The organism is Paenibacillus sp. OK060 (genome assembly GCF_900101205.1).
In the GTDB taxonomy this organism is placed as follows: domain Bacteria; phylum Bacillota; class Bacilli; order Paenibacillales; family Paenibacillaceae; genus Paenibacillus; species Paenibacillus marchantiae.
On sequence record NZ_FNFR01000001.1, the window covers coordinates 367,357 to 390,973 of the forward strand.

General features: G+C 46.7%; 19 protein-coding genes. All 19 read left to right on the forward strand.

Annotation, left to right across the window (positions count from 1 at the left end; genetic code table 11):
* Positions 1 to 24 precede the first annotated feature (24 nt).
* Entirely contained in the window at positions 25 to 1,479 is a 1,455-nt protein-coding gene (gene proS, locus BLS14_RS01625) for a proline--tRNA ligase (protein WP_090949120.1), read from the forward strand.
* 152 nt (positions 1,480 to 1,631) lie between these two features.
* A complete protein-coding gene (locus BLS14_RS01630) occupies positions 1,632 to 5,951 on the forward strand; it encodes a PolC-type DNA polymerase III (protein WP_090949122.1) in 4,320 nt (1,439 codons plus the stop codon).
* A gap of 259 nt (positions 5,952 to 6,210) precedes the next feature.
* Entirely contained in the window at positions 6,211 to 6,672 is a 462-nt protein-coding gene (gene rimP / locus BLS14_RS01635; protein ID WP_062326086.1) for a ribosome maturation factor RimP, read from the forward strand.
* 123 nt (positions 6,673 to 6,795) lie between these two features.
* Entirely contained in the window at positions 6,796 to 7,893 is a 1,098-nt protein-coding gene (nusA, locus tag BLS14_RS01640; protein WP_063566378.1) for a transcription termination factor NusA, read from the forward strand.
* Positions 7,894 to 7,919: 26 nt separating this feature from the next.
* Positions 7,920 to 8,228: an RNase P modulator RnpM gene (rnpM, locus tag BLS14_RS01645; RefSeq protein ID WP_053783828.1), complete on the forward strand. Its 309-nt coding sequence runs from the start codon at positions 7,920 to 7,922 to the stop codon at positions 8,226 to 8,228.
* Positions 8,218 to 8,547, forward strand: a complete 330-nt coding sequence (locus tag BLS14_RS01650) for a YlxQ family RNA-binding protein (protein ID WP_029880929.1) — start codon at positions 8,218 to 8,220, stop codon at positions 8,545 to 8,547. Before rnpM ends, BLS14_RS01650 begins: the two co-directional genes overlap by 11 nt.
* Entirely contained in the window at positions 8,540 to 11,125 is a 2,586-nt protein-coding gene (infB, locus tag BLS14_RS01655; RefSeq protein WP_090949125.1) for a translation initiation factor IF-2, read from the forward strand. The genes BLS14_RS01650 and infB overlap by 8 nt, the downstream gene beginning before the upstream one ends.
* Positions 11,126 to 11,150: 25 nt before the next feature.
* Positions 11,151 to 11,510 carry a 30S ribosome-binding factor RbfA gene (gene rbfA, locus BLS14_RS01660; RefSeq protein WP_063566376.1) on the forward strand — a complete coding sequence of 120 codons (360 nt, stop codon included), beginning with the start codon at positions 11,151 to 11,153 and terminating at the stop codon, positions 11,508 to 11,510.
* A 19-nt stretch (positions 11,511 to 11,529) separates the two neighbouring features.
* Complete coding sequence (locus BLS14_RS01665; protein ID WP_064639046.1) at positions 11,530 to 12,507, forward strand: DHH family phosphoesterase; 978 nt, start codon at positions 11,530 to 11,532, stop codon at positions 12,505 to 12,507.
* On the forward strand, positions 12,501 to 13,424 hold the full coding sequence (truB, locus tag BLS14_RS01670; protein WP_063566374.1) for a tRNA pseudouridine(55) synthase TruB: 924 nt from the start codon (positions 12,501 to 12,503) through the stop codon (positions 13,422 to 13,424). Before BLS14_RS01665 ends, truB begins: the two co-directional genes overlap by 7 nt.
* 66 nt (positions 13,425 to 13,490) lie before the next feature.
* Positions 13,491 to 14,429, forward strand: coding sequence for a bifunctional riboflavin kinase/FAD synthetase (locus tag BLS14_RS01675; protein ID WP_063566432.1), 939 nt, complete (start codon positions 13,491 to 13,493; stop codon positions 14,427 to 14,429).
* Positions 14,430 to 14,588: 159 nt separating this feature from the next.
* Entirely contained in the window at positions 14,589 to 14,858 is a 270-nt protein-coding gene (gene rpsO, locus BLS14_RS01680; RefSeq protein ID WP_056700672.1) for a 30S ribosomal protein S15, read from the forward strand.
* Between the two features lie 252 nt (positions 14,859 to 15,110).
* Positions 15,111 to 17,213: a polyribonucleotide nucleotidyltransferase gene (gene pnp, locus BLS14_RS01685; protein WP_063566373.1), complete on the forward strand. Its 2,103-nt coding sequence runs from the start codon at positions 15,111 to 15,113 to the stop codon at positions 17,211 to 17,213.
* Positions 17,214 to 17,435: 222 nt separating this feature from the next.
* Positions 17,436 to 18,431, forward strand: coding sequence for a polysaccharide deacetylase family protein (locus tag BLS14_RS01690; protein ID WP_072732414.1), 996 nt, complete (start codon positions 17,436 to 17,438; stop codon positions 18,429 to 18,431).
* 98 nt (positions 18,432 to 18,529) lie between these two features.
* A complete protein-coding gene (locus BLS14_RS01695) occupies positions 18,530 to 19,813 on the forward strand; it encodes a M16 family metallopeptidase (protein WP_072732415.1) in 1,284 nt (427 codons plus the stop codon).
* Positions 19,773 to 20,219: a dUTP diphosphatase gene (gene dut / locus BLS14_RS01700; RefSeq protein WP_170867769.1), complete on the forward strand. Its 447-nt coding sequence runs from the start codon at positions 19,773 to 19,775 to the stop codon at positions 20,217 to 20,219. Before BLS14_RS01695 ends, dut begins: the two co-directional genes overlap by 41 nt.
* A 228-nt stretch (positions 20,220 to 20,447) precedes the next feature.
* Complete coding sequence (gene dpsA / locus BLS14_RS01705) at positions 20,448 to 21,347, forward strand: dipicolinate synthase subunit DpsA (protein WP_063566370.1); 900 nt, start codon at positions 20,448 to 20,450, stop codon at positions 21,345 to 21,347.
* Positions 21,344 to 21,940: a dipicolinate synthase subunit B gene (locus BLS14_RS01710; RefSeq protein ID WP_024630269.1), complete on the forward strand. Its 597-nt coding sequence runs from the start codon at positions 21,344 to 21,346 to the stop codon at positions 21,938 to 21,940. Before dpsA ends, BLS14_RS01710 begins: the two co-directional genes overlap by 4 nt.
* 421 nt (positions 21,941 to 22,361) lie before the next feature.
* Positions 22,362 to 23,579, forward strand: a complete 1,218-nt coding sequence (dapG, locus tag BLS14_RS01715) for an aspartate kinase (RefSeq protein WP_063566369.1) — start codon at positions 22,362 to 22,364, stop codon at positions 23,577 to 23,579.
* Positions 23,580 to 23,617 lie beyond the last annotated feature (38 nt).

The window sequence follows — 23,617 nt, forward strand, 5'->3', positions numbered from 1 at the left end:
GTTATGGGAGGACGCTGGAGTCTTATGTCAAAGGAAAATGATAAACAGTTCGTGACTGAAATTACACCTCAGGGCGAGGATTTCTCACGCTGGTACATTGATGTTATTAAAAAAGCTGATCTCATGGACTATTCACCCGTACGCGGTTGTATTGTTTTCAAACCAGACGGTTTCGAAATCTGGGAGCATATCAAGGATGAGATGGACCGTCGTTTCCGTGAAACGGGTCATCGTAATGCCTACTTCCCTATGTTCATTCCCGAGAGCTTTTTCCAAAAAGAAAAAGAACATGTTGAAGGCTTCAATCCCGAATTGCCTTGGGTAACGGAAGCCGGCGGAGAAAAGCTGGAAGAGCGTCTGGCGATCCGCCCAACCTCGGAAACCATCATTGGTCACATGTACTCCAAGTGGATTAAGTCGTATCGTGACTTGCCGGTGCTGATCAACCAATGGGCGAACGTGGTTCGCTGGGAGAAGAGAACACTGCCTTTCCTTCGCACAACCGAGTTCTTGTGGCAAGAGGGCCATACGGCGCATGAGACAGAAGAAGAAGCACGTGAAGAGACGATGAAAATGCTTGAAATCTACCGCGAAGTTGTGGAAGAATATCTGGCGATTCCCGTCATTACAGGTCAGAAAACAAAATCCGAGAAATTTGCAGGTGCTGTAGACACCTTCTCCATCGAAGCGATGATGAAGGATGGACGTGCGGTACAAGCCGGAACTTCTCATTATATGGGTACGAATTTTGCAAAAGCATTTGAGATCCAGTATCTTAGCCGCAACAATGTGTTGGAACTGGCTCACACCACTTCATGGGGAACAAGCACACGTCTGATCGGTGCGTTAATCATGGTTCACGGGGATGACCGTGGTCTGGTTCTTCCTCCTAAAGTTGCACCAACACAAGTGGTCATGATTCCAATTGGACCGCCAAAAACACGTGATGCCGTTGTAGGCCGTGCGGACGAGTTGTTCGCTGAACTGAAACAAGCGGGAATTCGTGTGAAAATGGATGATCGCAGTGATGTTCGTCCAGGCTGGAAATTCAACGAATATGAGATGCGTGGTGTTCCGATTCGTCTCGAAATTGGCCCGCGTGATATGGAGAACGGTGTGTGTGTTCTCGTTTCCCGGATTACGGGAGAGAAGAAAGTCGTTGAACAAGCAAATCTGGTGGAAGAAATCCAGACTATGCTGACTCAAGTGCAAGCCGATATGCTGCAACGTGCTCGCACGTTTATGTCGGACAACTTCTACTCTGTAGATACGCTTGATGAGATGAAGGAACTGATGCAGAACAAACGCGGGTTCACACTGGCTGGCTGGTGCGGTTCAGAAGCTTGCGAAGATAAAGTAAGAGAAGTAACAGGTGCAACAAGCCGGAACATTCCGTTCCAGCCTGGGGAAGAAAAGCATACGTGCTTGGCTTGTGGTGAACAAGCGAAACACACGGTAGTGTTTGCAAGAGCGTATTAAGTCAGGATAACCTGACTAACGGCACTTATTCACCGTAAGAGTAAGGAATGGAGAGCTTCTGTCGGATAAAATGAGTCGGTGCGGGTTCGGATCGGGGACATTTTTGAATACAGAAGCTTTTCCTGTTTTAAGGGGGTACAAGGAGGAACACGATGAGTGGATTCGAGGAGAAGAGAAAACGATTTGAGTTGTTGATGAAACAGACGGAGCTTCCAGCTGGCCTAATAGAGCCCTACTTTTTGGATGGATGGATTGAACGGGTGGAGACAAGCCGTAGCAACCGCGACTGGACTATTGTGATTGCAAAGGATACCTTGGTTCCTGCTCCAATCTATCGAACATTTTGCCTGCACATCCAGGAGAAAATGAATCATATTTCCAAGATTACGTTTGGTTTCAAATATAGTGAGCAGGTCGAGATTAGTGATATTGTCAGTGAGTATTGGAACTTGTTTCTTGAGTGGGTTACACGGGAGATTCCATCTGTTAATGGTTGGATGAATCGTACCAAGTTCGAATGTGAAGCGGATCTGCTGCAATTGACTATGAGTGATGCCATGTCGATGGAGCTCGCGAAGAAGAAGCAGATCGATCAGGCTATAACTACTTTTTACGATAAGTATTTTCAACTTCCCTTGCGGGTCAAATTGCTGGTTGGTGAGGTTGAAAGCAACAAAGAGGCAATGGAACAATTCCAACTCAAGAAGCGGGAAGAAGAGCTTCAAGTTATCGAACAGATGATGAGTGAAGTGGACTCCGAAATGCCTGAAGAGGAAGAACAGGGCGATGTTCGCTTACAGATGGGATATGAGATCAAGGAACCACCTGTACCTATGCAGGAAATTCAAGATGAAGAGAAAAAGGTTACGTTGCAGGGAACGGTCTTCGGTCTGGATCGCAAGGAATTGCGGAACGGGAATACCTTGTTTACTTTTTATCTGACGGATTTCACAGATTCCATGCAAATGAAGATGTTTGCCAAAACAAAAGAGGATGTCAAAATCCTGAGCCTACTAGCCAATGGAAAATGGGTGAAAGTGCGTGGCCGTGTAGAATACGACCGGTTTATGCAAATTCCGGAACTTGCCATGATTCCTTCAGACTTGGTAGAAGTAAAGGCACCACCATCCCGTAAGGATAATGCAGCAGAGAAACGGGTTGAGTTCCATTTGCACTCCACAATGAGTACAATGGATGCCGTAACTTCGATCGACAAATACGTAAAGACTGCAGCGGAATGGGGACACAAGGCTATCGCCGTAAGTGATCATGGCGGTGTGCAGGTGTATCCGGAGGCATCCAAAGCGGCCAAGAAAAACGGAATTAAAATGATCTACGGCCTTGAGGCCAATGTGGTGAATGATTCAGTTGCTGTTGTACTGGCACCACAGCCATTGGAACTCAAATCAGCGACATATATCGTCTTTGATATTGAGACCACAGGTCTGTCTGTAACCCAGAACAAGATTATCGAAATTGCGGCTGTGAAGGTAGAGGACGGTAAAGAAATTGACCGCTTTGCTACGTTTGTAAATCCGCATGAGCGCATCCCATATAACATTCAGCAGTTGACTAACATTAACGATGAAATGGTGAAGGATGCACCTGAGCTAGAACCGGTTATCCGTGATTTTGTGAAGTTTGCCGGAGATGGCGTATTGGTTGCGCATAATGCGCGATTCGATATGGGCTTTATTCAGGCTTCGCTGAAACAGCTTGGTATGCCTGAGCTTCTGAACCCTGTCCTCGATACGTTGGAATTGGCACGGTTGTTATATCCAAAAATGAAGAACCACCGTCTGAATACGCTGGCGGATAAATATAAAGTAGCACTGGAAAGTCATCACCGGGCGATTGATGATACGATTGCGCTCGCAGGTATACTGAATGGATTGGTTAATGATGCCGCCCAGATGAAAGGCCTGACCATGCTTGATCGGCTTAACGATTATGTCGGAGTTGATCTCTCTAACACGCGTCCATTCCATTGCGGCATCTATGCTTTGAATGATGTTGGTAAAAAGAATCTTTATAAACTGGTATCACTTTCCCATACGGAGCATTTCAAACGGGTGCCTTGTATTCCAAAGTCGAAGCTGATCAATTTGCGTGAAGGTCTCATTATTTTATCCGGTTGTGAAAAAGGTGAGTTTTTCGAGGCTGTGCTAAACAAATCGCTTGAAGAGGCGGAAGAGATAGCGCATTTCTATGACATTCTGGAAATCCAGCCTCTGACAATGTATATGCATTTGGTGGACAAAGGGCTGGTGGCTACACCAGAGGAATTGAAGCTCGCTGTTCGTAAAGTTGTTGACATTGGTCAAAAATTGGGGAAACCGGTAATAGCCACAGGTAACGTGCATTATCTGGAGCCGCGCGATAAGCTATATCGGGATATCACCATTCACGGAATTACAGGGTTCAGCCCACTCAAAGATCAACGTAAACCCGATGCTCACCTAAGAACGACGGATGAAATGCTGGAAGAGTTCCAGTACCTGGGCCAAGATAAAGCCTACGAAGTCGTTGTTACGAATACGGTTGAATTGGCGGATCGGTTCGAGGAAATCAAGTTGTTCCCGGACAAGCTGTTCACCCCGATTCTGGAAGGTGCGGACGATGAAATCCGTAATACCTGCTATAATACTGCCAAGTCGATTTATGGTGAGGAACTACCGGAAGTCATTGTGGCACGACTGGAGAAAGAATTGAATCCAATCATCAAATACGGTTTTTCTGCCAACTATCTGATCTCAGAACGTTTGGTTAAAAAATCGAATCAGGACGGCTACCTAGTCGGCTCCCGGGGATCGGTTGGTTCGTCTGTAGTTGCTACTTTCCTAGGCATTTCCGAGGTTAATCCGTTGCCAGCACACTATATTTGTGTGAATCCGGAGTGTAAGCACAGTGAGTGGTTCCTCGACGGCAGTGTGCCGAGTGGATTTGACCTTCCTGAGAAAGAATGCCCTGATTGTGGAGGCCGGTTAAAAGGCGAAGGGCAGGATATTCCGTTTGAGACTTTCCTTGGCTTTAAAGGGGACAAGGTTCCCGATATTGACTTGAACTTCTCGGGTGATTATCAACCGCATGCCCACAACTATACGAAGGTGCTTTTCAGCGAAAAGAGTGTGTTCCGTGCGGGCACAATTGGTACGGTAGCTGAGAAAACAGCATTTGGTTTTGCCAAGAAATATGAGGAAGAACATCATAAGAAATGGCGCGGAGCAGAACTTAACCGTTTGGCCTCCGGTTGTACCGGGGTTAAACGTAGTACAGGACAGCATCCCGGTGGTATTGTTGTTGTACCGGATTATATTGAAGTGGAAGATGTAACGCCTGTACAATTCCCGGCGGATGACGTTAATGCGGAGTGGAAAACAACACACTTTGACTATCACGCCTTTGAAGAGAATTTACTAAAACTCGATATTCTGGGGCACGATGATCCAACCATGATGCGGATGCTGCAGGATTTGACAGGTATCGATCCAACGACCATTCCGATGAATGATCCTAAGGTTATGAGCATGTTCAACTCTACCGAGGCACTCGGCGTTACGCCAGAGCAGATTCGTTCACCAGTTGCCACTTTTGGTGTACCAGAGATGGGGACGAAGTTTGTACGTCAGATGCTTATCGAATCCCAGCCTTCGTCTTTTGCCGATCTACTCCAGATCTCTGGATTGTCTCATGGTACGGGGGTATGGCTTGGTAACGCACAAGATCTAATTAAAAATGGAACTTGTAACATCAAAACGGTGATTGGTTGCCGGGATGATATCATGTTGTTCCTGATCTATAAAGCAGGCATGGACGCCAGTCTTGCCTTTAAAATTACGGAGAGTGTGCGTAAGGGACGTGGTTTGCCGCAAGAATGGATTGATGAGATGAAAAATTGCAAAGTGCCGCAATGGTACATTGATTCCTGTCTTAAAATCCAGTACATGTTTCCAAAGGCCCACGCAGCCGCTTACGTTATCTCTGCAGTACGTACAGCTTTCTTTAAGCTGTATCACCCAATTGAATACTACGCGACATACTTCACAGTTCGTGCGGATGAGTTTGATATTGAACTGGTATGTCAGGGCTATGAGCCTATCTATCGGAAGATCGTAGAGATTGAACAATTAGGTTTCCAGGCACCGCCAAAAGAAAAAAATATGCTGCCTGTCCTTGAGATGGCTTTGGAAATGGCAGCACGTGGATTCTCGCTCAAGCCGATTGATCTGTATCGTTCGGAAGCGACGAAGTTTATTGTTGACGGAAATTCACTTATTCCTCCGTTTTCGGCCCTGGGAGGAATCGGGGATAATGCTGCACGCAATATCGCTGCGGCAAGAGAGCATGGAGAATTCCTTTCGATTGAAGATTTCCAGCAGAAGTCCAAAGCAAGTAAAACAATTGTTGAATTGCTGACGAGCATGGGATGCTTCCGCGGTTTGCCGGAAAGCAATCAATTATCCTTGTTCTAAAATGACATTTTGAGTACCCATTTATGGTCTTTGATGTGATTACGTAAATTTTTCTTCATTAGTAGTTAAAATGGCTGAGTGATCGCTTACTTGTCACTATTACCAGACTATGTTATAATTTTTGAAGTGAACGAGATAGTACGAATTTCTAAAGAGTGGGGAAACCCACTCTTTAGTCTTTGGTATACAAGAATCTTGGGTAATGAAGAAATTGCCAGTCATTATTTGCTGGTGTAACCTAAGTTGGAGGTTATCGGTTTTGAGCACAACGAACATTAAATCTACCGTGGAAGAAATGATCCAACCCTACTTGAACGAACAAGGCTTCGAGCTGGTTGACATCGAATACGTCAAAGAAGGCAGCAACTGGTTTTTACGGGTGTATGTCGACAAAGAGGGTGGCATCGACATCGATGATTGTGTCTTGATCAGCGAAAAGCTAAGCGCCAAGCTGGATGAGAACGATCCGATTCCGACCATCTATTTCCTTGAAGTGTCTTCTCCCGGTGCGGAGCGTCCACTGAAAAAACCAGAGGACGTTGCCAAATCCGTAGGTAAAAATGTATTTGTTACAACCTACGAGCCGGTAAATGGAATAAAGGAATTTGAAGGCAAGCTGCTTTCCTTTGATGACGGGGAACTTGTGATCGAAGCAGGCAAGAAACAGCATGCCATTCTTTATGACAAGGTTGCGAGTGCGCGCCTGGCCATTCTGTTTTAAGTGCCTTGTTCACTTATTAATGAAAAAAGACACATCTCACGATAACGGCAAGGTGCTCATGAGTCTAGAGCCTTTCGCCGTTTTACGTATGAGATGCCATGTTTGAAAGGGGGATCAACATTCATGAGTATGGATTTTATTGAAGCAATGAATGAATTGGAGCGGGAAAAAGGGATCAGCAAGGACGTGCTGTTTGAAGCGATCGAGGCAGCACTCATCTCCAGCTACAAGCGTAATTTCAACACCGCCCAGAATGTGCGTGTTGACATGAACCGCAATACGGGTGTTATCCGGGTGTATGCCCGCAAATTGATCGTGGAAGAAGTCCTGGATTCACGTACCGAAATTTCATTGCCTGCTGCACGCGAGATCAACCCACACTTCCAGCTGGAAGATATTGCGGAGATTGAAGTTACGCCGCGTGATTTCGGACGTATCGCCGCACAAACTGCCAAACAGGTAGTGACCCAGCGGATTCGTGAAGCCGAACGCGGCCTGATCTACAACGCTTTCGTTGATAAGGAAGAAGATATCGTTACGGGAGTGGTGCAGCGTCAGGATTTGCGCAATATCTACATCGATCTGGGCAAAATCGAAGCGGCATTGCCGCTGACCGAATTGATGCCGAACGAGAAGTTTGTTCATGGTGACCGTATTAAAGCTTACATCACCAAGGTCGAGAATACGACCAAAGGGCCGCAAATCATTTTGTCCCGTACACATCCGGGCTTGTTGAAACGTCTCTTTGAACTGGAAGTACCTGAAATTTTCGATGGTGTGGTTGAGATTCGCTCCGTCGCACGTGAAGCGGGCTTCCGCTCCAAGATTGCTGTTCATTCCCGCAATGAGGAAGTTGATCCGGTTGGATCATGTGTAGGTCCTAAGGGAATCCGCGTGCAGACCATTGTGGGTGAGCTGCGCGGTGAAAAAATTGACATCGTTCGTTTCTCCGATCAGGTAGACGAATATGTGGCTAATGCACTTAGTCCTTCCAAAGTATTGGAAGTTCAAGTATTCGAGGAAGAAAAGATGGCTCGGGTTATTGTTCCTGACTATCAGCTGTCCCTCGCCATTGGGATTAAAGGCCAAAATGCCCGATTGGCAGCCAAACTGACCGGCTGGAAAATCGACATTAAGAGCGAGAGCCAGGCGGAACAGGAATTCGGCAGAGAGAAAGATTCTTCTTCGGAAATGCACCAAGATTCCGTCTCCGTCGACTAAAGTAAAGCACGGGGGGGCGCTAACGTATGAAAACTAAAAAAGTACCGCTGCGCAAATGTGTGGCGTGTCAGGAAATGATGCCCAAAAAGCAGCTGATCCGTATCGTTAAAACGCCAGAGGATGAAGTGCTGATCGATTTGACTGGCAAAAAGTCCGGACGTGGTGCTTATTTATGCGGCAAAGAGTCCTGTTTTAAGCTTGCACTCAAAAACCGGTCTTTGGATCGGGCGCTAAAGGGCAAAGTCTCACCGGAAATTTATGAGCAATTGGCAGCTGATTTCGTTGCGGTAGAGGACGAATTCATAGCAGCACAGGAGCGTGAACATGATGAATAATAAAACATTGTCTTATCTGGGACTCTCCATGCGTGCAGGCAAACTTGTGACAGGTGAAGAAATTGTACTTAAAGCGATCCGTTCTTCCGAAGCTAAAATGGTTATTGTTGCGGGTGACGCCTCGGCCAATACACAAAAGAAATTTCGCGACAAATGCGGGACATATAAAGTTCCACTGGTGATCGGATTTGACCGGGATAGTCTGGGTTCAAGTATCGGTAAAGAAACGCGGGTTGTTCTTGCAGTAACGGATCGAGGGTTTGCAAAAATGATCTCCAAGCAAGTCGGTATAATGTCGGAGGTGGAGTATATTGAGTAAACAGGAAAACAAGGATAAATTGCGAGTTTATGAATATGCGAAGTCCCTCAATATGAGTAGTAAAGAAATTATAACCATTCTTAAAAAGCTGGATATTCCCGTAAACAATCATATGAGTGTCATGGAGAATGGTTCAGTCGGTAAGGTGGAACAATTTTTTAAAGATATAAAATCCACTGCCGCTTCCAAACAAAGTAACGAAGCAAAATCCGTTTCTACTTCGTCAGTGCGCAGTGACAAAACAGTGGACAGCAACAAGCCGGCCGGCGGAGTGAACACGCCGAATAGCAGTAACCCATCCGGTAGTCCCGTACAAACAAAAATACAACAGGAAAAGCAGGTAGGTATGAACAATAGACCAAATTCCAACAATAACAATGGCTCCCAAAGACCTAGCGGCCAAGACAGCCGCAACAGAACGAACTCTTCCCAAGGCTCAAGCCAAGGAGGACAATCAAGTAATCGTCCAAGACCAGCTCAAGGTGGACAAAGCAGTACAGCATCCCGTCCGCAAAGTACAGGTCAACGTCCATCGAATAGCGGTGGCGGTCAAACAAGAAGCGCAGGACCGACTAGCAGTGGCAACACTGGCACTGGCGGCAACCGTACTGGTGGCCAAGGACAGAGCTCAGGACAAGGCCAACGCAGAGGCGGCCAAGGTAATTCCGGCAACAGCAACAATAATAGCGGCAACCGTTCGAACAGCGGTGGCGGTGGACGTCGTTATGACGATAACCGTGGCGGCAACTTCCGCGGTAATCGTGGCGGTAAGAACAATCGCAACAGAAATCAACAACAGTACCAACAACGTGAGAAAATTGATAACACACCTAAGAAAATCATCGTACGTGGTGACATGACTGTTGGTGAAACAGCGAAGTTGCTCCATAAAGATGCTTCCGAAGTTATCAAAAAACTCATTGCGATGGGTGTAATGGCAACGATTAACCAAGAGCTTGATATCGAAACAATCCTGCTGCTTGCTGGAGAGTTCGGTGTTGAGGTTGAAGTGAAAATTGTCCTTGAAGATGACCGCTTCGAAACACTTGAAGAGAATGATGATCCTGCTGATTTGCAGTCTCGTCCTCCGGTAGTTACGATCATGGGTCACGTTGACCATGGTAAAACAACATTGCTTGATGCGATTCGTTCAACGAATGTAACGGGCGGAGAAGCAGGCGGTATCACGCAGCATATCGGTGCTTATCAAGTTGAAATTAACAACAAAAAAATTACGTTCCTAGATACACCAGGTCACGAAGCGTTTACTGCTATGCGTGCACGTGGAGCACAGGTTACGGATATTACAATTATTGTTGTAGCTGCAGATGATGGTGTTATGCCACAAACCGTTGAGGCGATTAACCATGCCAAAGCTGCTGGGCTGCCAATTATCGTAGCTGTCAACAAAATTGACAAGCCGGGTGCAGATGCGGATAAAGTAAAACAAGAATTGACCAACTATGAACTCGTTCCGGAAGAGTGGGGCGGCGACACCATCTTTGTTAACGTTTCGGCGAAACAAAGAATCGGTCTAGAAGGTCTGCTTGAAATGATCCTGCTCGTTGCAGAAGTGAATGAGTACAAAGCAAACCCGGACAAACGTGCCCGTGGTACAGTGATCGAAGCCGAGCTGGATAAAGGACGTGGCCCAGTTGCCCGTATTCTCGTACAGCACGGTACACTGAAAGTCGGAGATGCTTTTGTTGCAGGTAACTGCTTCGGTCGCGTACGTGCGATGGTAAATGACAAAGGTCGCCGTTTAAAAGAAGCTGGACCTTCAACACCTGTAGAAATTACTGGTCTGACTGAAGTTCCAGGTGCGGGAGATCCGTTTATGGTGTTTGAAGATGAGCGTAAAGCGCGTTCTATCGCCGACAAACGTGCCATTACACAACGTGAATCCGATTTGGGTACAAATACACGTGTGACATTGGATGATCTGTTCCAACACATCAAAGACGGTGAAATCAAAGATCTGAACGTAATCATCAAAGGTGACGTACAAGGTTCGGTTGAAGCATTGAAAGGTTCCCTTGCGAAGATCGAAGTTGAAGGTGTACGCGTGAAAATCATTCATAGCGGCGCTGGTGCAATCACAGAGTCTGACATCATTTTGGCTGCAGCATCCAATGCCATCGTGATTGGTTTCAACGTTCGTCCTGATAATCAGGCGAAAGCGACTGCAGATCAAGAGCAAGTAGACATTCGTCTGCATCGCGTTATCTACAGCGTTATCGAAGAAATTGAACAAGCGATGAAAGGTATGCTTGATCCGATTTACAAAGAAAAAGTAATCGGTCATGCTGAAGTTCGTAGCACGTTCTCCATTAGTAAAGTCGGTACCATTGCTGGATGTATGGTTACCTCCGGTAAAATTACGCGTTCCGCGGAAGCACGTCTGATTCGTGATGGCATCGTCCTTTACGAAGGCAAGCTGGATTCCCTGAAACGTTATAAAGATGATGCCAAAGAAGTAGCCCAAGGTTACGAGTGCGGTATCACGCTGGATAAATACAATGATCTCAAAGAAGGCGACGTTATCGAAGCCTTCATTATGGAGACAGTACAACGATAAGCAAGGAAGCATGAGGTGAACAACAATGGCTAAGATTCGTACAGGTAGAGTGGGCGAGCAGATCAAGAAAGAATTAAGTCTGCTTATCCAGTCTGAACTGAAAGATCCTCGTATCGGCTTTATTACCGTAACGGGAGTCGAAGTGACAGGCGACTTGTCGCAAGCCAAAGTTTATCTGAGTGTCTTCGGTGAACAGGAACAAAAGGATAATTCGCTTAAAGCGCTGGCAAAAGCAAATGGATTTTTGCGTTCAGAACTGGGCAAGCGTATCCGTTTTCGACATGTTCCCGAGTTGATATTCAAGATTGACGAATCTATTGCATATGGCAGCCGAATTGAGAAGCTGCTTGGTGATATCGGTACCGACAAGAACGAATCCCAGTAACAGAATAAAGGAGACGGCAATGCACACTTATGAACAGGCGCTTCAGGACGGAAAGCAATTTCTGCTGGAGCATGATGATTACCTGGTCGTGTCGCATGTACAGCCGGACGGTGACGCAGTCAGCTCGACGGTAACGGTGGGCTGGCTGCTGTCATGTCTGGGCAAGACATTCACGATGATTAATGAAGGTGAAATTCCACAACGCATGAATTTTCTGTGGGAAGCTGGCAAGATCGTGAACATGACCGAACAACCACCGGCGCGGAAATATAAGGCGATTATCTGTGTGGATTGTGCAGACTTTTCCAGGGTAGGCCTGACTCGTCATTATTTCGAAGAAGATGCTGTCATTTTAAATATTGATCATCATCCGACCAATGACGCGTATGGAACAGTAAACATCATTAAGCCAGACGCAGCAGCAACGGCTGAAATTCTGTTTGATTTCCTCAATCTTTTCCCAGTGAAGTGGAATAAAGATGTGGCTACAGCAGTCTATACAGGATTGCTAACAGATACAGGTGGATTCCGCTATGCGAATACGAGTCCTAATGTGATGACCACTGCATCCAAATTGCTTGAACATGGTGTGGATGGACCTTATCTTGCACAGATTTTGCTTGAGCAGGTTACGCTCCCACAAGTCCGTATATTGAACCAGGCACTCTCAAGCCTGCAAATGACTGACGATGGCAAGATTGCCTGGGTGGTCATTACACCTGAAGACATGATTGCTTGTGGTGCAGCTAATGAAGATCTTGAAGGGGTAGTCAATTACCCACGTAACATTCAAGGTGTGGAAGTGGGCATCTTTTTTAAAGTAATCAATGATAATGCGGTGAAAGTATCTCTCCGGTCAGCTGGTAAAGTTGATGTTGCCTCGCTTGCACAGAACTTTGGTGGAGGCGGACATGTACTCGCAGCTGGATGTCGCGTAGAGGGCAAGTTGAAAGATATCGTGGAACTAGTGCTGAAGCAGGTGAATGCTCAATGGTAAAACCATTTGAAGGTGTACTTCCGGTGTATAAACCAGCGGGATTTACTTCTCATGATGTTGTGGCCAAAATGCGTCGCATTCTCAAAATGAAACGTATTGGTCATACAGGCACTTTGGACCCGCAAGTTACTGGCGTACTACCGCTTTGCCTAGGACGTGCAACACGTGTGGTGGAGTACATGCAGGAGCTTCCCAAGGAATACCTGGCAACGCTACGACTGGGTCTGTCTACTGACACGGAGGATATGACAGGTGAAGTTATTGAGCGGTCGGAGACGGCTGTTAAGGTGACACAGGAGCAGGTTGAGCAGGTGCTGGAGCAATTCCTGGGCACCATCTCACAGGTTCCACCTATGTATTCTGCAGTCAAAGTGGATGGGAAACGTCTTTACGAGTTAGCTCGTGAAGGAAAAACGGTAGAGCGCAAGAGTCGGGAAGTTACGATCTATGAGCTGGAATTGACAGGAATTGAGAATCAAGGCGACACTACGGATATATCGTTCCGTGCTTTATGTTCCAAAGGGACATACATTCGAACGTTATGCGTGGATATCGGCAAAAAATTGGGATATCCGTCCACCATGCTACACCTGGAGCGTACGATATCGGCTGGGATTTCTGCTGATCATTGCCTTCATTTTGAAGAAGTGGAACAACGCATGATCGATGGAACGTTAGCCGAGGTGTTGATTCCAGTTGATGAAGCCATCTCTTCCATTCCGGCTCATACGGTGGGTGCGGATCAGACCAAGGGAGCACTTCAGGGCCAGAAATTATCGGCGCGTTTGCTCGAACCGCCTGCAGAACAACCTGGTCTACTGCGGTTATATGATCAGGATGGGACGTTTCTGGGGATATTTGAGCGGGATGAATTGAAAGCAACGGTGAGAGCTGTTAAAGTCTTTTTGCCGGAATAAAGAGGTTCCTGGTTTGAGTGGTGGTACTCAAGCCTGGCCTATCAAGTGAAATGCAGGTGAATGATTGTGAAAACCGTAATGCTAACCTATCCGCAGACGTTACAATCGGCTGTTCAGGGCACACATCCCCAAGTGCTCGCGATCGGTCAATTTGACGGGCTGCATCTCGGACATGCAAGTGTCATTTTGTCAGCTGTCCGCATTGCACGCGAAACGGGCATGCAGGCAGCGGTGATGACCTTTCATCCTCATCCGAAGGAAGTTATGCGCAAAGGGGATTACGAGGGTTATCTAACTCCCTTGAGAGATAAAGAAGACATCCTGGCAGGGATGGGTGTAGACGTGCTCTACGTGGTCGAATTCAATGAGGAGTTCTCAAGGTTGACGCCGCAGCAATTCGCACATGATCTGCTGCTTCCGCTTCAGACTCGAACAGCGGTAGTTGGTTTTGACTTCCGCTTCGGTCACAAGGGAGCAGGGGATGAGCAGCTTCTTCGCACATTGGGAGAAGGCGAAATGACGGTGGAGACTGTGCCTCCATTCCTGTTAAATGGCGAGAAGGTAAGCAGTTCTCTCATTCGTGGCCTGTTGAAGCGTGGAGAAATGGACGAAGCCAGTCAATGGCTCGGACGACCTTACAGCATCAGGGGAATCGTAATTCATGGAGAGAAGCGTGGGCGGACCATTGGTTTCCCTACCGCTAACCTTGAACTTACGGATCATTATGTTACGCCAGCGAAAGGTGTTTACGCTGTTCGTGTGCAGTATGGGGAGCAAGAACTGCGTGGCGTCATGAACCTTGGTGTGAAACCTACCTTTCACGAAAACGGGATGAAACCTACGTTTGAGGTGCACTTGCTTGATTTTGATGGGCAGATATATGACCAGGAATTAAAGGTTGATCTCGTTCACTACATTCGTGCAGAGCGAAAATTTGACTCGATTGATGCTTTGATCAGTCAGATTCGTGAAGATGCATTAACCGCCGCCCGCCTATTATCGTAAGGCTCAGGACAAAATACATGTTTACATTTACTTTGTCTGGGCAACTATGATATAATGTACTACGTTGTCGTTTGAGACAACACATAACCTTGGCTTGGTTACTTGCTCTCACCGGCGGTGACGAGGCTAATGGCGATTATAATGAAGGAGGTGAATAGGATGGCATTGACTCAAGAACGTAAACAACAACTGATCGACGAGCACAAAACTCATGAGTCCGATACTGGATCACCTGAGGTGCAAGTTGCTATCCTTACGGAAAACATCAGAAGTTTGACAGACCACTTGCGTACACACAAGAAAGACCACCACTCACGTCGTGGACTTTTGAAAATGGTAGGTCAACGTCGTAAGCTTTTGGCTTACGTGAAAAACAAAGATGTTAAACGTTACAGCGCACTGATCGAAAAACTCGGATTGCGTCGTTAATTATCGTACATGTTTTCAAAATCAACCTGGCTGTTATCCGTCATTCCTTTGTCTAAAAGGACAAGCGGAGCTTACAGCCGGGTTGTTTTGTAGATGAACATGTTGCCATATATTTGTAGCTGATGGCTCCGCAAGGAGCTTTTGTTTTGCAAGTGAGCATGTTGCTGTGGAGTTAATGAATGCAGGACAAGCAGGAAATACTGTGAAAATGCAGAATCCATTGTGTTAGGAACGAATAAAAGGAGGGATTTCATGGAACAGCGTGTTGAAATGCAGCTTGGTGGAAGAACGCTTACGCTTGAAACAGGGCGTTTGGCCAAGCAGGCTAATGCTGCCGTTAAGGTAACGTACGGGGATACCGTTGTATTGTGTACCGTGACAGCATCAAGTGAGCCTAAAGATCTGGACTTTTTCCCATTAACGGTAAACTATGAAGAAAGATTGTATGCCGTAGGTAAAATCCCAGGTGGATTTATTAAACGTGAAGGCAGACCAAGTGAGAAAGCGATTCTTTCGAGCCGTTTGACAGACCGTCCGATTCGTCCTTTGTTCCCGGAAGGTTTCCGTAATGATGTACAAGTTCTGAATATCGTTATGAGTGTGGATCAGGACTGCGAACCGCAAATTGCTGCCATGATCGGTACATCGGCTGCACTGAGCATTTCGGATGTCCCATTTAGCGGACCGATTGGTGGTGTAAAAGTTGGACGTATTAATGGTGAGTTCATCATCAACCCAACGATTGCACAGCTAGAGGTAAGTGAGATTGAACTCGTTGTAGCAGGAACCAAAGATGCCATCATGATGGTTGAAGCGGAAGCGAACGAAGTTCCGGAAGAAGTAATGCTGGAAGCAATCATGTTCGGACATGACGAGATCAAGAACATTGTTGCAGTCATCGAACAACTCGTACAAGTGGCTGGTAAAGAAAAAATGGCTGTGAAATTGCATGCCGTTAATGCTGAAGTTAACAGCAGTGTACGTGAGTTCGCCAGTGCTCGTCTGGTTGAAGCTGTTAAAATTGCTGAAAAACATGCGCGTCAGGATGCAATCGATCTTGTGAATGACGAAACCGTTGCTCACTTCGAAGAGAAGTATATTGAGACTCCAGAACTGCTCAAAGATGTGAAAGAAGTGCTGCACGATATCGTCAAAGAAGAAGTGCGCCGCCTTATCACACATGATAAAGTTCGTCCGGATGGACGTGGACTCGCTGAGATCCGTCCAATTGAATGTGATACTTCCCTGCTGCCACGTACTCACGGTTCAGGTCTGTTCACTCGTGGTCAAACACAGGCGCTCAGCATTTGTACACTTGGTGCACTGGGTGATGTTCAAATTTTGGACGGAATCAGTCTTGAAGAAACGAAACGTTTCATGCATCACTACAACTTCCCGCCGTTCAGCGTAGGTGAAGCTCGTCCATTGCGTGCTCCAGGCCGTCGCGAAATCGGACATGGTGCTCTGGGTGAACGTGCTCTTTCCAAAGTAATTCCTTCCGAAACAGACTTCCCATATACAATTCGTCTGGTATCCGAAGTATTGGAATCCAACGGTTCAACTTCCCAGGCAAGTATCTGTGCCAGCACATTGGCTATGATGGATGCAGGTGTACCAATCAAAGCTCCAGTAGCGGGTGTAGCTATGGGTCTGATCAAAGACGGAGATCATGTATCTATCCTGAGTGATATTCAAGGTATGGAAGATCACCTTGGTGACATGGACTTCAAAGTAGCAGGAACACCTGATGGTGTGACAGCTATTCAAATGGATATCAAAATTGATGGTATTGATCGTCAAATTTTGTCCGAAGCATTGGCTCAAGCCAAAGAAGGTCGTATGCATATCTTGAGCAAAATGACCGAAGTGATGAAAACTCCACGTGAGCAGTTGTCACAATATGCACCTAAAATTACAACCATGCATATCAATCCGGACAAAATCCGTGATGTTATCGGTGCAGGTGGTAAAATTATCAATAAAATCATCGAGGAAACCGGTGTTAAAATTGATATTGAACAAGATGGACGTGTCTTTATCGCTTCTTCCAACCAAGAGATGAATGATAAAGCCAAATCGATTATCGAAGGCATCGTACGTGAAGTACTTGTCGGCGAGATTTATGTAGGTAAAGTAAAACGTGTTGAGAAGTTTGGTGCATTTGTTGAAGTGCTGCCGAACAAAGAAGGTCTGGTACACATCTCACAATTGTCCACAGAGCGTGTCGCTAAAGTGGAAGATGTTGTTGCCATTGGTGATTCCATTACGGTAAAAGTAACGGAAATTGACCCACAAGGCCGTATCAACTTGTCCCGCAAAGCCGTATTGACTGCCGAAGCTCCAGCTCAATCATAGGCTGCGTGCCATCGTTTTTTTGAAAAGATAGATTGAATGAAGAGACAGAATGTGAATTTCTGGCTCTTTTTTTAACGTTTAAATACCTTTATGAAATCGTTTGTCTACCCATAAGGCCTCTGAATCCAGCTTTGAAGATACTTTACATGAACAGCTTGTTTTATTCATATTCTTGCACTTGTCCTCATATGATGGGGACAAAGACGGCGGGAGGATGGAGCTGTGAGAAACCAATCCAAAAAGCTGGCGGCTGTTCTGGTAGGTATGGCAGCTGTCATACTGGTCGGACAAGTGGGCAGTGTACGTACATACATTACGGAAATCCGTGATGGGCCAGGCACGCAAAATGCATTTGATATGTTCAAAGAGGCAACCGGAGAAGATCAGCTGTTGTCGGCGATCCGGGATAAAGCGGCCGAAACGAAAATCGCTCCGGTAAATGCCAGAGTGGATCGGGTCTGGAAAGCGATACCCGGGTATAACGGAATAGAAATTGATGTGGAAGCCACGTATCGCAAAGCACTTGGTGGGACGCTGAATACTAAGATAGCGTATGTCTATCGGCAGACTGTACCTGAAATCCAGCTTAAAGATTTGGGTGCACACCCGATTTACCGGGGGAATGCCGAGAAACCAATGGTGTCTTTCATGATTAATGTAGCGTGGGGCAATGAATTCATTATCCCGATACTAGATACGCTTGACGCCGAAAAAGTCAAAGCTACTTTTTTTCTGGATGGAAGCTGGTTGAGCAAAAACGAAGAACTGGCTAAAGAGATCCAAAAGCGTGGACATGAGTTATCAAATCATGCATACTCACATCCGAATATGAGTCGGTTGAGTACGGAGCGAGCCAAGCTGGAAATCAGTAAAACCCAGGACCTGCTCAAAGAAAAATTGGGTGTGGAGAACCACTGGTTTGCTCCACCTTCCGGTGATTTTAATCAACAAACAGTCGACATTGCTTCCGGCATGGGACTTCAAACGGTACTTTGGACACTGGATACGGTGGATTGGCGCAAACCAAGTTCTGCTTCTGTTGTAGCCAAGATCGCCAAAAACGTAGAAGCCGGTACATTAATTCTGATGCACCCCACGGCTGCTTCTTCAGGAGCTTTAAAAGGAATGATTGATTCCATACGGGCCAAGGGTTTGACGCTTGGAACCGTTAGCGAAACGTTGTCATCCGAGCGCGTGAAGGGATCAGCGGTTGAGTGAATGATGTTTTTTTGTTACTATCAAACAGTTGGAACCAAATGTCGATTTCAATTTTGCGTTGAAATCCAGGCAATTATAGAGATGTAGGAGGGCCAACCGTGAAAAAAATTCAGCTGGGCAATGGCCTCAGAGTTGTCATGGAACAGATTCCGACCTGTCGTTCCGTGTCATTTGGAATATGGGTCAAGACAGGTTCTCGCAATGAGCAGCCTGCAAGCAACGGAGTGTCACACTTTATTGAGCACATGCTGTTCAAAGGAACGGATCGTTATGATGCCAAAGCGATTGCGGAGCAATTCGATGCCATTGGTGGTAACGTGAATGCGTTCACTTCGAAAGAATACACTTGTTATTACGCCAAAGTATTGGATGAACATCTGCCAATAGCTGTCGATGTGTTATCCGATATGTTCTTCCGCTCTAAAATGGATGATGGTGAACTGCTTAAGGAGAAAAACGTCATTCTGGAAGAAATATCGATGTATGAGGATACGCCGGATGACATGGTGCATGATCTTATGGCTTTGGCCGCCTATGGTGAGCATCCGCTCGCTTACCCAATTCTGGGTACTGAAGAGCGTCTCAAGGCGATGGACTCCAGCCATCTGCGTGCATATATGAAGGAGCACTATACGATTGAGAATACCGTTATTAGTATTGCAGGGAATATTGATGACAGTGTGATCGATTTGATGGAAAAGCATTTTGGTGCTTTTGATGTCAATGGTGTATCTGAACAAGTCACGCTGCCTGCATTCCAGAGCGGACAACTCTTTCACAAAAAGAAAACGGAACAGAATCATATCTGTATCTCGTTCCCGGGATGTAAGATCGGAGATCCGCTTCAGTTCGCGATGGTCGTGCTGAATAATGCGATTGGCGGAGGTATGAGCTCCAGACTGTTCCAGGAAATTCGGGAGAAACGCGGCCTTGCTTATTCCGTTTATTCGTATCATAGTTCCCATGCGGATAGTGGACTCTTCACCATCTATGCAGGTACAGCGCCGAAACAGACGAAAGAAGTTCTGGATCTGACCAAAGAGGTTCTGAACGATCTGGCTGTAAATGGATTGTCAGAAGATGAGCTGCGCAAAGGAAAAGAACAGCTGAAAGGCAGTTTGATCCTCAGTTTGGAAAGCACGGGCAGCCGCATGAACCGTCTGGGCAAAAACGAGCTGATGCTGGGCAGACACCACACGCTGGACGAAATGATTGCCAAAATTGAAGAAGTAACGATGGACGATGTCGATGCTGTGCTGGACCTGATGTTTGCCGAGCCATTTGCGCTCGCTATGGTCGGTGCTTCGGATCGTACGATCGCTGGATTAAGAAGGGATGATTTTGTTGCATTACGTTCAAATTCAAAAGTTACCGGGCAATGAAGATATTAAGTTGCCTCAAAAAATGTCAGAGCTGGCTTCCGGCTTTGATGTAGTTGCGGCATTACAAGAAGAGGTTGTATTACAGCCGGGACAGCGTACGTTGATTCCTACGGGACTCGCGATGGCTATGCCAGCTGGATTGGAGGCACAGGTTCGCCCTCGTAGCGGTCTGGCTTTCAAACATGGGATTACGTGTCTGAACACACCGGGCACCATTGATGCCGATTATCGCGGGGAAGTTAAGGTCCTTCTGATCAATCTGGGTCAGGAGCCATTCACGATTGTACGTGGGGAGCGTATTGCCCAAATCGTCTTTCAAACGGTTCCAGCAGTTGAATTAACAGAGGTAGCTGAACTGTCGGAAACTGTACGTGGAGAAGGCGGATTCGGTCATACCGGGAAATAAAGGATTCGAAACCAAGCTGTAAATAAGAGCATCTTCTGTAATAAGAGCTTCACAGTTTAATTTACTGAGCATGTTCTCGAAGAGTCGTCCCCGAGGGGGCGGCTCTTTTTTCTTTTTTGAACGATAGAGATAATTTTTTTCTTTGCATGCTTCAATTTTAATGTTTCACCCCCCTGTGGGCCACTGCATACGATAAGGCATACATGTGGTGAAAGGAGTGACGTCCCGATGCTGACCGGTGTCCGGATTATAGTCCTGGGCGGAGATGCGCGGCAGCTTGAAGTCATTCAAAAATGCGCAGAGCTGGATGCTACGGTAAGTGTGGTGGGCTTCGACAAGCTGGAGCGTTCCATTCCGGGTATCGAACACCAGGAATTGGAGGACGATGTATTTGCTTCGGCAGATGTGCTGGTGCTTCCTGTGGTCGGGTGTGATGATCAGGGGAAAGTGAGCACTTCGTTCAGTGATACACCGATTTTTCTGAAAAAGGAACATGTTGCGGCATTGCCGGAGCATTGTATTGTGTTCACAGGTATGGCGAAGCCTTTTTTACGTGATTTGTGCAGGGAAAATGGTCTACGGCTTGTTGAAGTACTCGATCGTGATGACATCGCGCTCTACAACTCCATTCCGACAGCTGAAGGCGCCATTGCCATGGCGATTCGGGAGACGGACTTCACGATCCACGGCTCGGAATGCATTGTGCTTGGATTGGGTCGAACAGGTTTCACAATGGCCAAAACGCTTCAGGGACTTGGGGCAAATGTACGGGTGGGAATCAGGCGCGAAGAGGATGCTGCTCGAGCAGCCATAATGGGCTGGAAGCCTTTCATGACAACGGATTTGGCCGCTCAAACCGGGGAAGTTGACTTGCTTTTTAATACGATACCGACTATGATAATCACAGCACAAATCCTGTCCAAAATGCCGCAAAAAGCAGTCATTATCGACCTCGCATCAGCTCCTGGCGGCTGTGATTTCAGATATGCTGAAAAACGCGGTATCAAAGCGCTACTTGCGCCTGGCCTCCCCGGCATTGTTGCTCCCAAAACGGCTGGCGGCATTATTGCCGACGTCTTAATCCGTTTGCTTTTGGAAGAACAAAACGCACGGGAGGTTGAACAATGAACTGGCAGGGAAAAACGGTAGGTTACGCAATTACAGGTTCTCATTGTACGTTTGAAGAGGTTATGCCGGTGATTAGCCGCTTCGTAGCCGAAGGTGCCAATGTTGTCCCGATTATTTCCAATTCGGTTCTGACTACGGATACACGCTTTGGGACCGCGCAAAATTGGCAAAAACAGTTGAAAGATATAACGGGGAATGATATCATTTCTACAATTGTTGAGGCAGAGCCGTTAGGTCCTTCCAAGTTGCTCGATGTGCTCGTAATTGCTCCATGCACAGGCAACACGACGAGTAAGCTGGCTAACGCGATGACGGACAGTCCGGTTTTAATGGCAGCCAAAGCTCAGATGCGAAATCAGCGTCCGCTGGTACTCGCCATTTCCACCAATGACGGCCTTGGGTTGAATGCTGCGAACATCGCCAAACTGCTGGTGGCCAAATATTTGTATTTTGTGCCATTTGGGCAGGATGATCCAGTGAAAAAACCGAACTCGTTAGTGGCCAAAATGGAGCTCATTCCGGAGGCATGCTGGAGTGCGCTTGAAGGCAAACAGTTACAGCCAATGATTGTGCAGCGCTCTGCACAGGCTTGATAGTTCTTGGGTCCGCCGTAACATTAGTTTGTTATAGACATGGTTCTGTACAGACTTAGTTACGGGGATAACGGTTATTCGCTTGAAGAAATGAAGATGGTTCGAGAGACAAAGAAAATCATGAGGGACGTTATGCTGGTATAAACAGCTACCTGTGTCCACGTTCCTTTCATTAAAAGGGAATTCCTGCTTGCAACGATAAGGTTAGGCAAGCGGGATCAGTGCACGGGGAACGTGTGCGTCATGATCTCGATAACAACCGCGGCCTTCATATGGGATTGTTTCACTAATCTTTGATGAGGAGCGGCATGAAATGCCGTATAAAATGCTGAAATTATCGCATCGGAACGCTCCCTAGGGTGATCCATTTGTTGATTGACCCGTGTCCAGTCTTCTTGCGTACACAAATGGAGGAATAAAGATGCGCATCATGGTACAGAAATTCGGAGGTACATCTCTCTCTACCGTTCAGGCGAGAGAGCATGTGCTCCGTCATGTTAAACGTGAACTTGAAGCAGGATTGAGTCTGGTCATTGTTGTGTCAGCGATGGGTCGCCGCGGTGAGCCTTATGCGACTGATACGTTACTGGACTGGGCTGCACAGAACGGAAATGCACTCTCCGCACGCGAAAAGGATTTACTGCTGTGCTGTGGTGAAATTATTTCTGCGACGACTTTGAGCAGTCTGCTCGAACATGAAGGCATTCCAACTACAGTGCTGACCGGTGCACAAGCAGGTTTTGTGACGGACGACAATTTCGGGAATGCCCGAATTTTGGATGTCCGTCCTGTTCGTGTGCTGGAGCAGCTACAGAGTGGGCGTGTTGTCATTGTTACAGGGTTCCAGGGGCAGACCGAGAATGGTGACTTTACGACCCTTGGTCGTGGAGGAAGTGATACGTCAGCCACAGCTCTTGGTGCAGCTTTACACGCTGAGATGGTGGACATATACACAGATGTAAATGGGATACTGACAGCAGATCCACGTATCGTGGAGGACGCTCGTCCGTTGACTGTTGTGAGTTATGCCGAGATATGTAATATGGCCCATCAAGGAGCCAAGGTAATTCATCCGCGTGCAGTCGAGATTGCAATGCAATCCCAGATTCCAGTGCGTGTACGGTCTACCTTTGCAGATAGTGAAGGGACGCTGGTAACGCATCCAGAAGGATTCCAGGATGTGCAGACAGGCATTGTGGACCGATATGTAACAGGGATTGCCTATGTAAGTAATGTTACGCAAATAACGGTGGAAGTGCCGGGCGGTGCAGATCGTTTGCAGCTAAAAGTGTTCAAAACGATGGCTGAAAATTCGATTAGCGTAGATTTTATTAATGTTACCCCCCTGGGAGTTGTCTATACCGTTTTCGATAGTGATTCCGAGAAAGCTATACAGGTACTGCAGGAAATTGGTCTTAAACCGCAAAGTCTTTCCGGATGTGCCAAAGTTTCCGTCATCGGCGGAGGGATCAACGGAGTGCCAGGCATTATGGCACGGATCGTGGAATCCTTGACACTGGCGGACATCCAGATCCTGCAATCTGCAGATTCCAATACAACGATTTGGGTACTTGTGAAAAAAGAAGATATGGTTCAAGCTCTGAGGGCGCTTCACGCCTCATTCGAACTTCACTTGTAGTACTTTGAAGTCAGCGGAGCCGGACCTGTTTTGAAGGA

Bases quoted from the DNA above. Each gene is read 5' to 3' on its own strand.
- nusA (WP_063566378.1), top strand. From the start codon at position 6,796: ATGAGTATGGATTTTATTGAAGCAATGAATGAATTGGAGCGGGAAAAA.
- BLS14_RS01650 (WP_029880929.1), top strand. From the start codon at position 8,218: ATGATGAATAATAAAACATTGTCTTATCTGGGACTCTCCATGCGTGCA.
- dpsA (WP_063566370.1), top strand. From the start codon at position 20,448: ATGCTGACCGGTGTCCGGATTATAGTCCTGGGCGGAGATGCGCGGCAG.
- BLS14_RS01710 (WP_024630269.1), top strand. From the start codon at position 21,344: ATGAACTGGCAGGGAAAAACGGTAGGTTACGCAATTACAGGTTCTCAT.
- dapG (WP_063566369.1), top strand. From the start codon at position 22,362: ATGCGCATCATGGTACAGAAATTCGGAGGTACATCTCTCTCTACCGTT.
- proS (WP_090949120.1), top strand. From the start codon at position 25: ATGTCAAAGGAAAATGATAAACAGTTCGTGACTGAAATTACACCTCAG.
- BLS14_RS01630 (WP_090949122.1), top strand. From the start codon at position 1,632: ATGAGTGGATTCGAGGAGAAGAGAAAACGATTTGAGTTGTTGATGAAA.
- rnpM (WP_053783828.1), top strand. From the start codon at position 7,920: ATGAAAACTAAAAAAGTACCGCTGCGCAAATGTGTGGCGTGTCAGGAA.
- rbfA (WP_063566376.1), top strand. From the start codon at position 11,151: ATGGCTAAGATTCGTACAGGTAGAGTGGGCGAGCAGATCAAGAAAGAA.
- truB (WP_063566374.1), top strand. From the start codon at position 12,501: ATGGTAAAACCATTTGAAGGTGTACTTCCGGTGTATAAACCAGCGGGA.
- rpsO (WP_056700672.1), top strand. From the start codon at position 14,589: ATGGCATTGACTCAAGAACGTAAACAACAACTGATCGACGAGCACAAA.
- pnp (WP_063566373.1), top strand. From the start codon at position 15,111: ATGGAACAGCGTGTTGAAATGCAGCTTGGTGGAAGAACGCTTACGCTT.
- BLS14_RS01665 (WP_064639046.1), top strand. From the start codon at position 11,530: ATGCACACTTATGAACAGGCGCTTCAGGACGGAAAGCAATTTCTGCTG.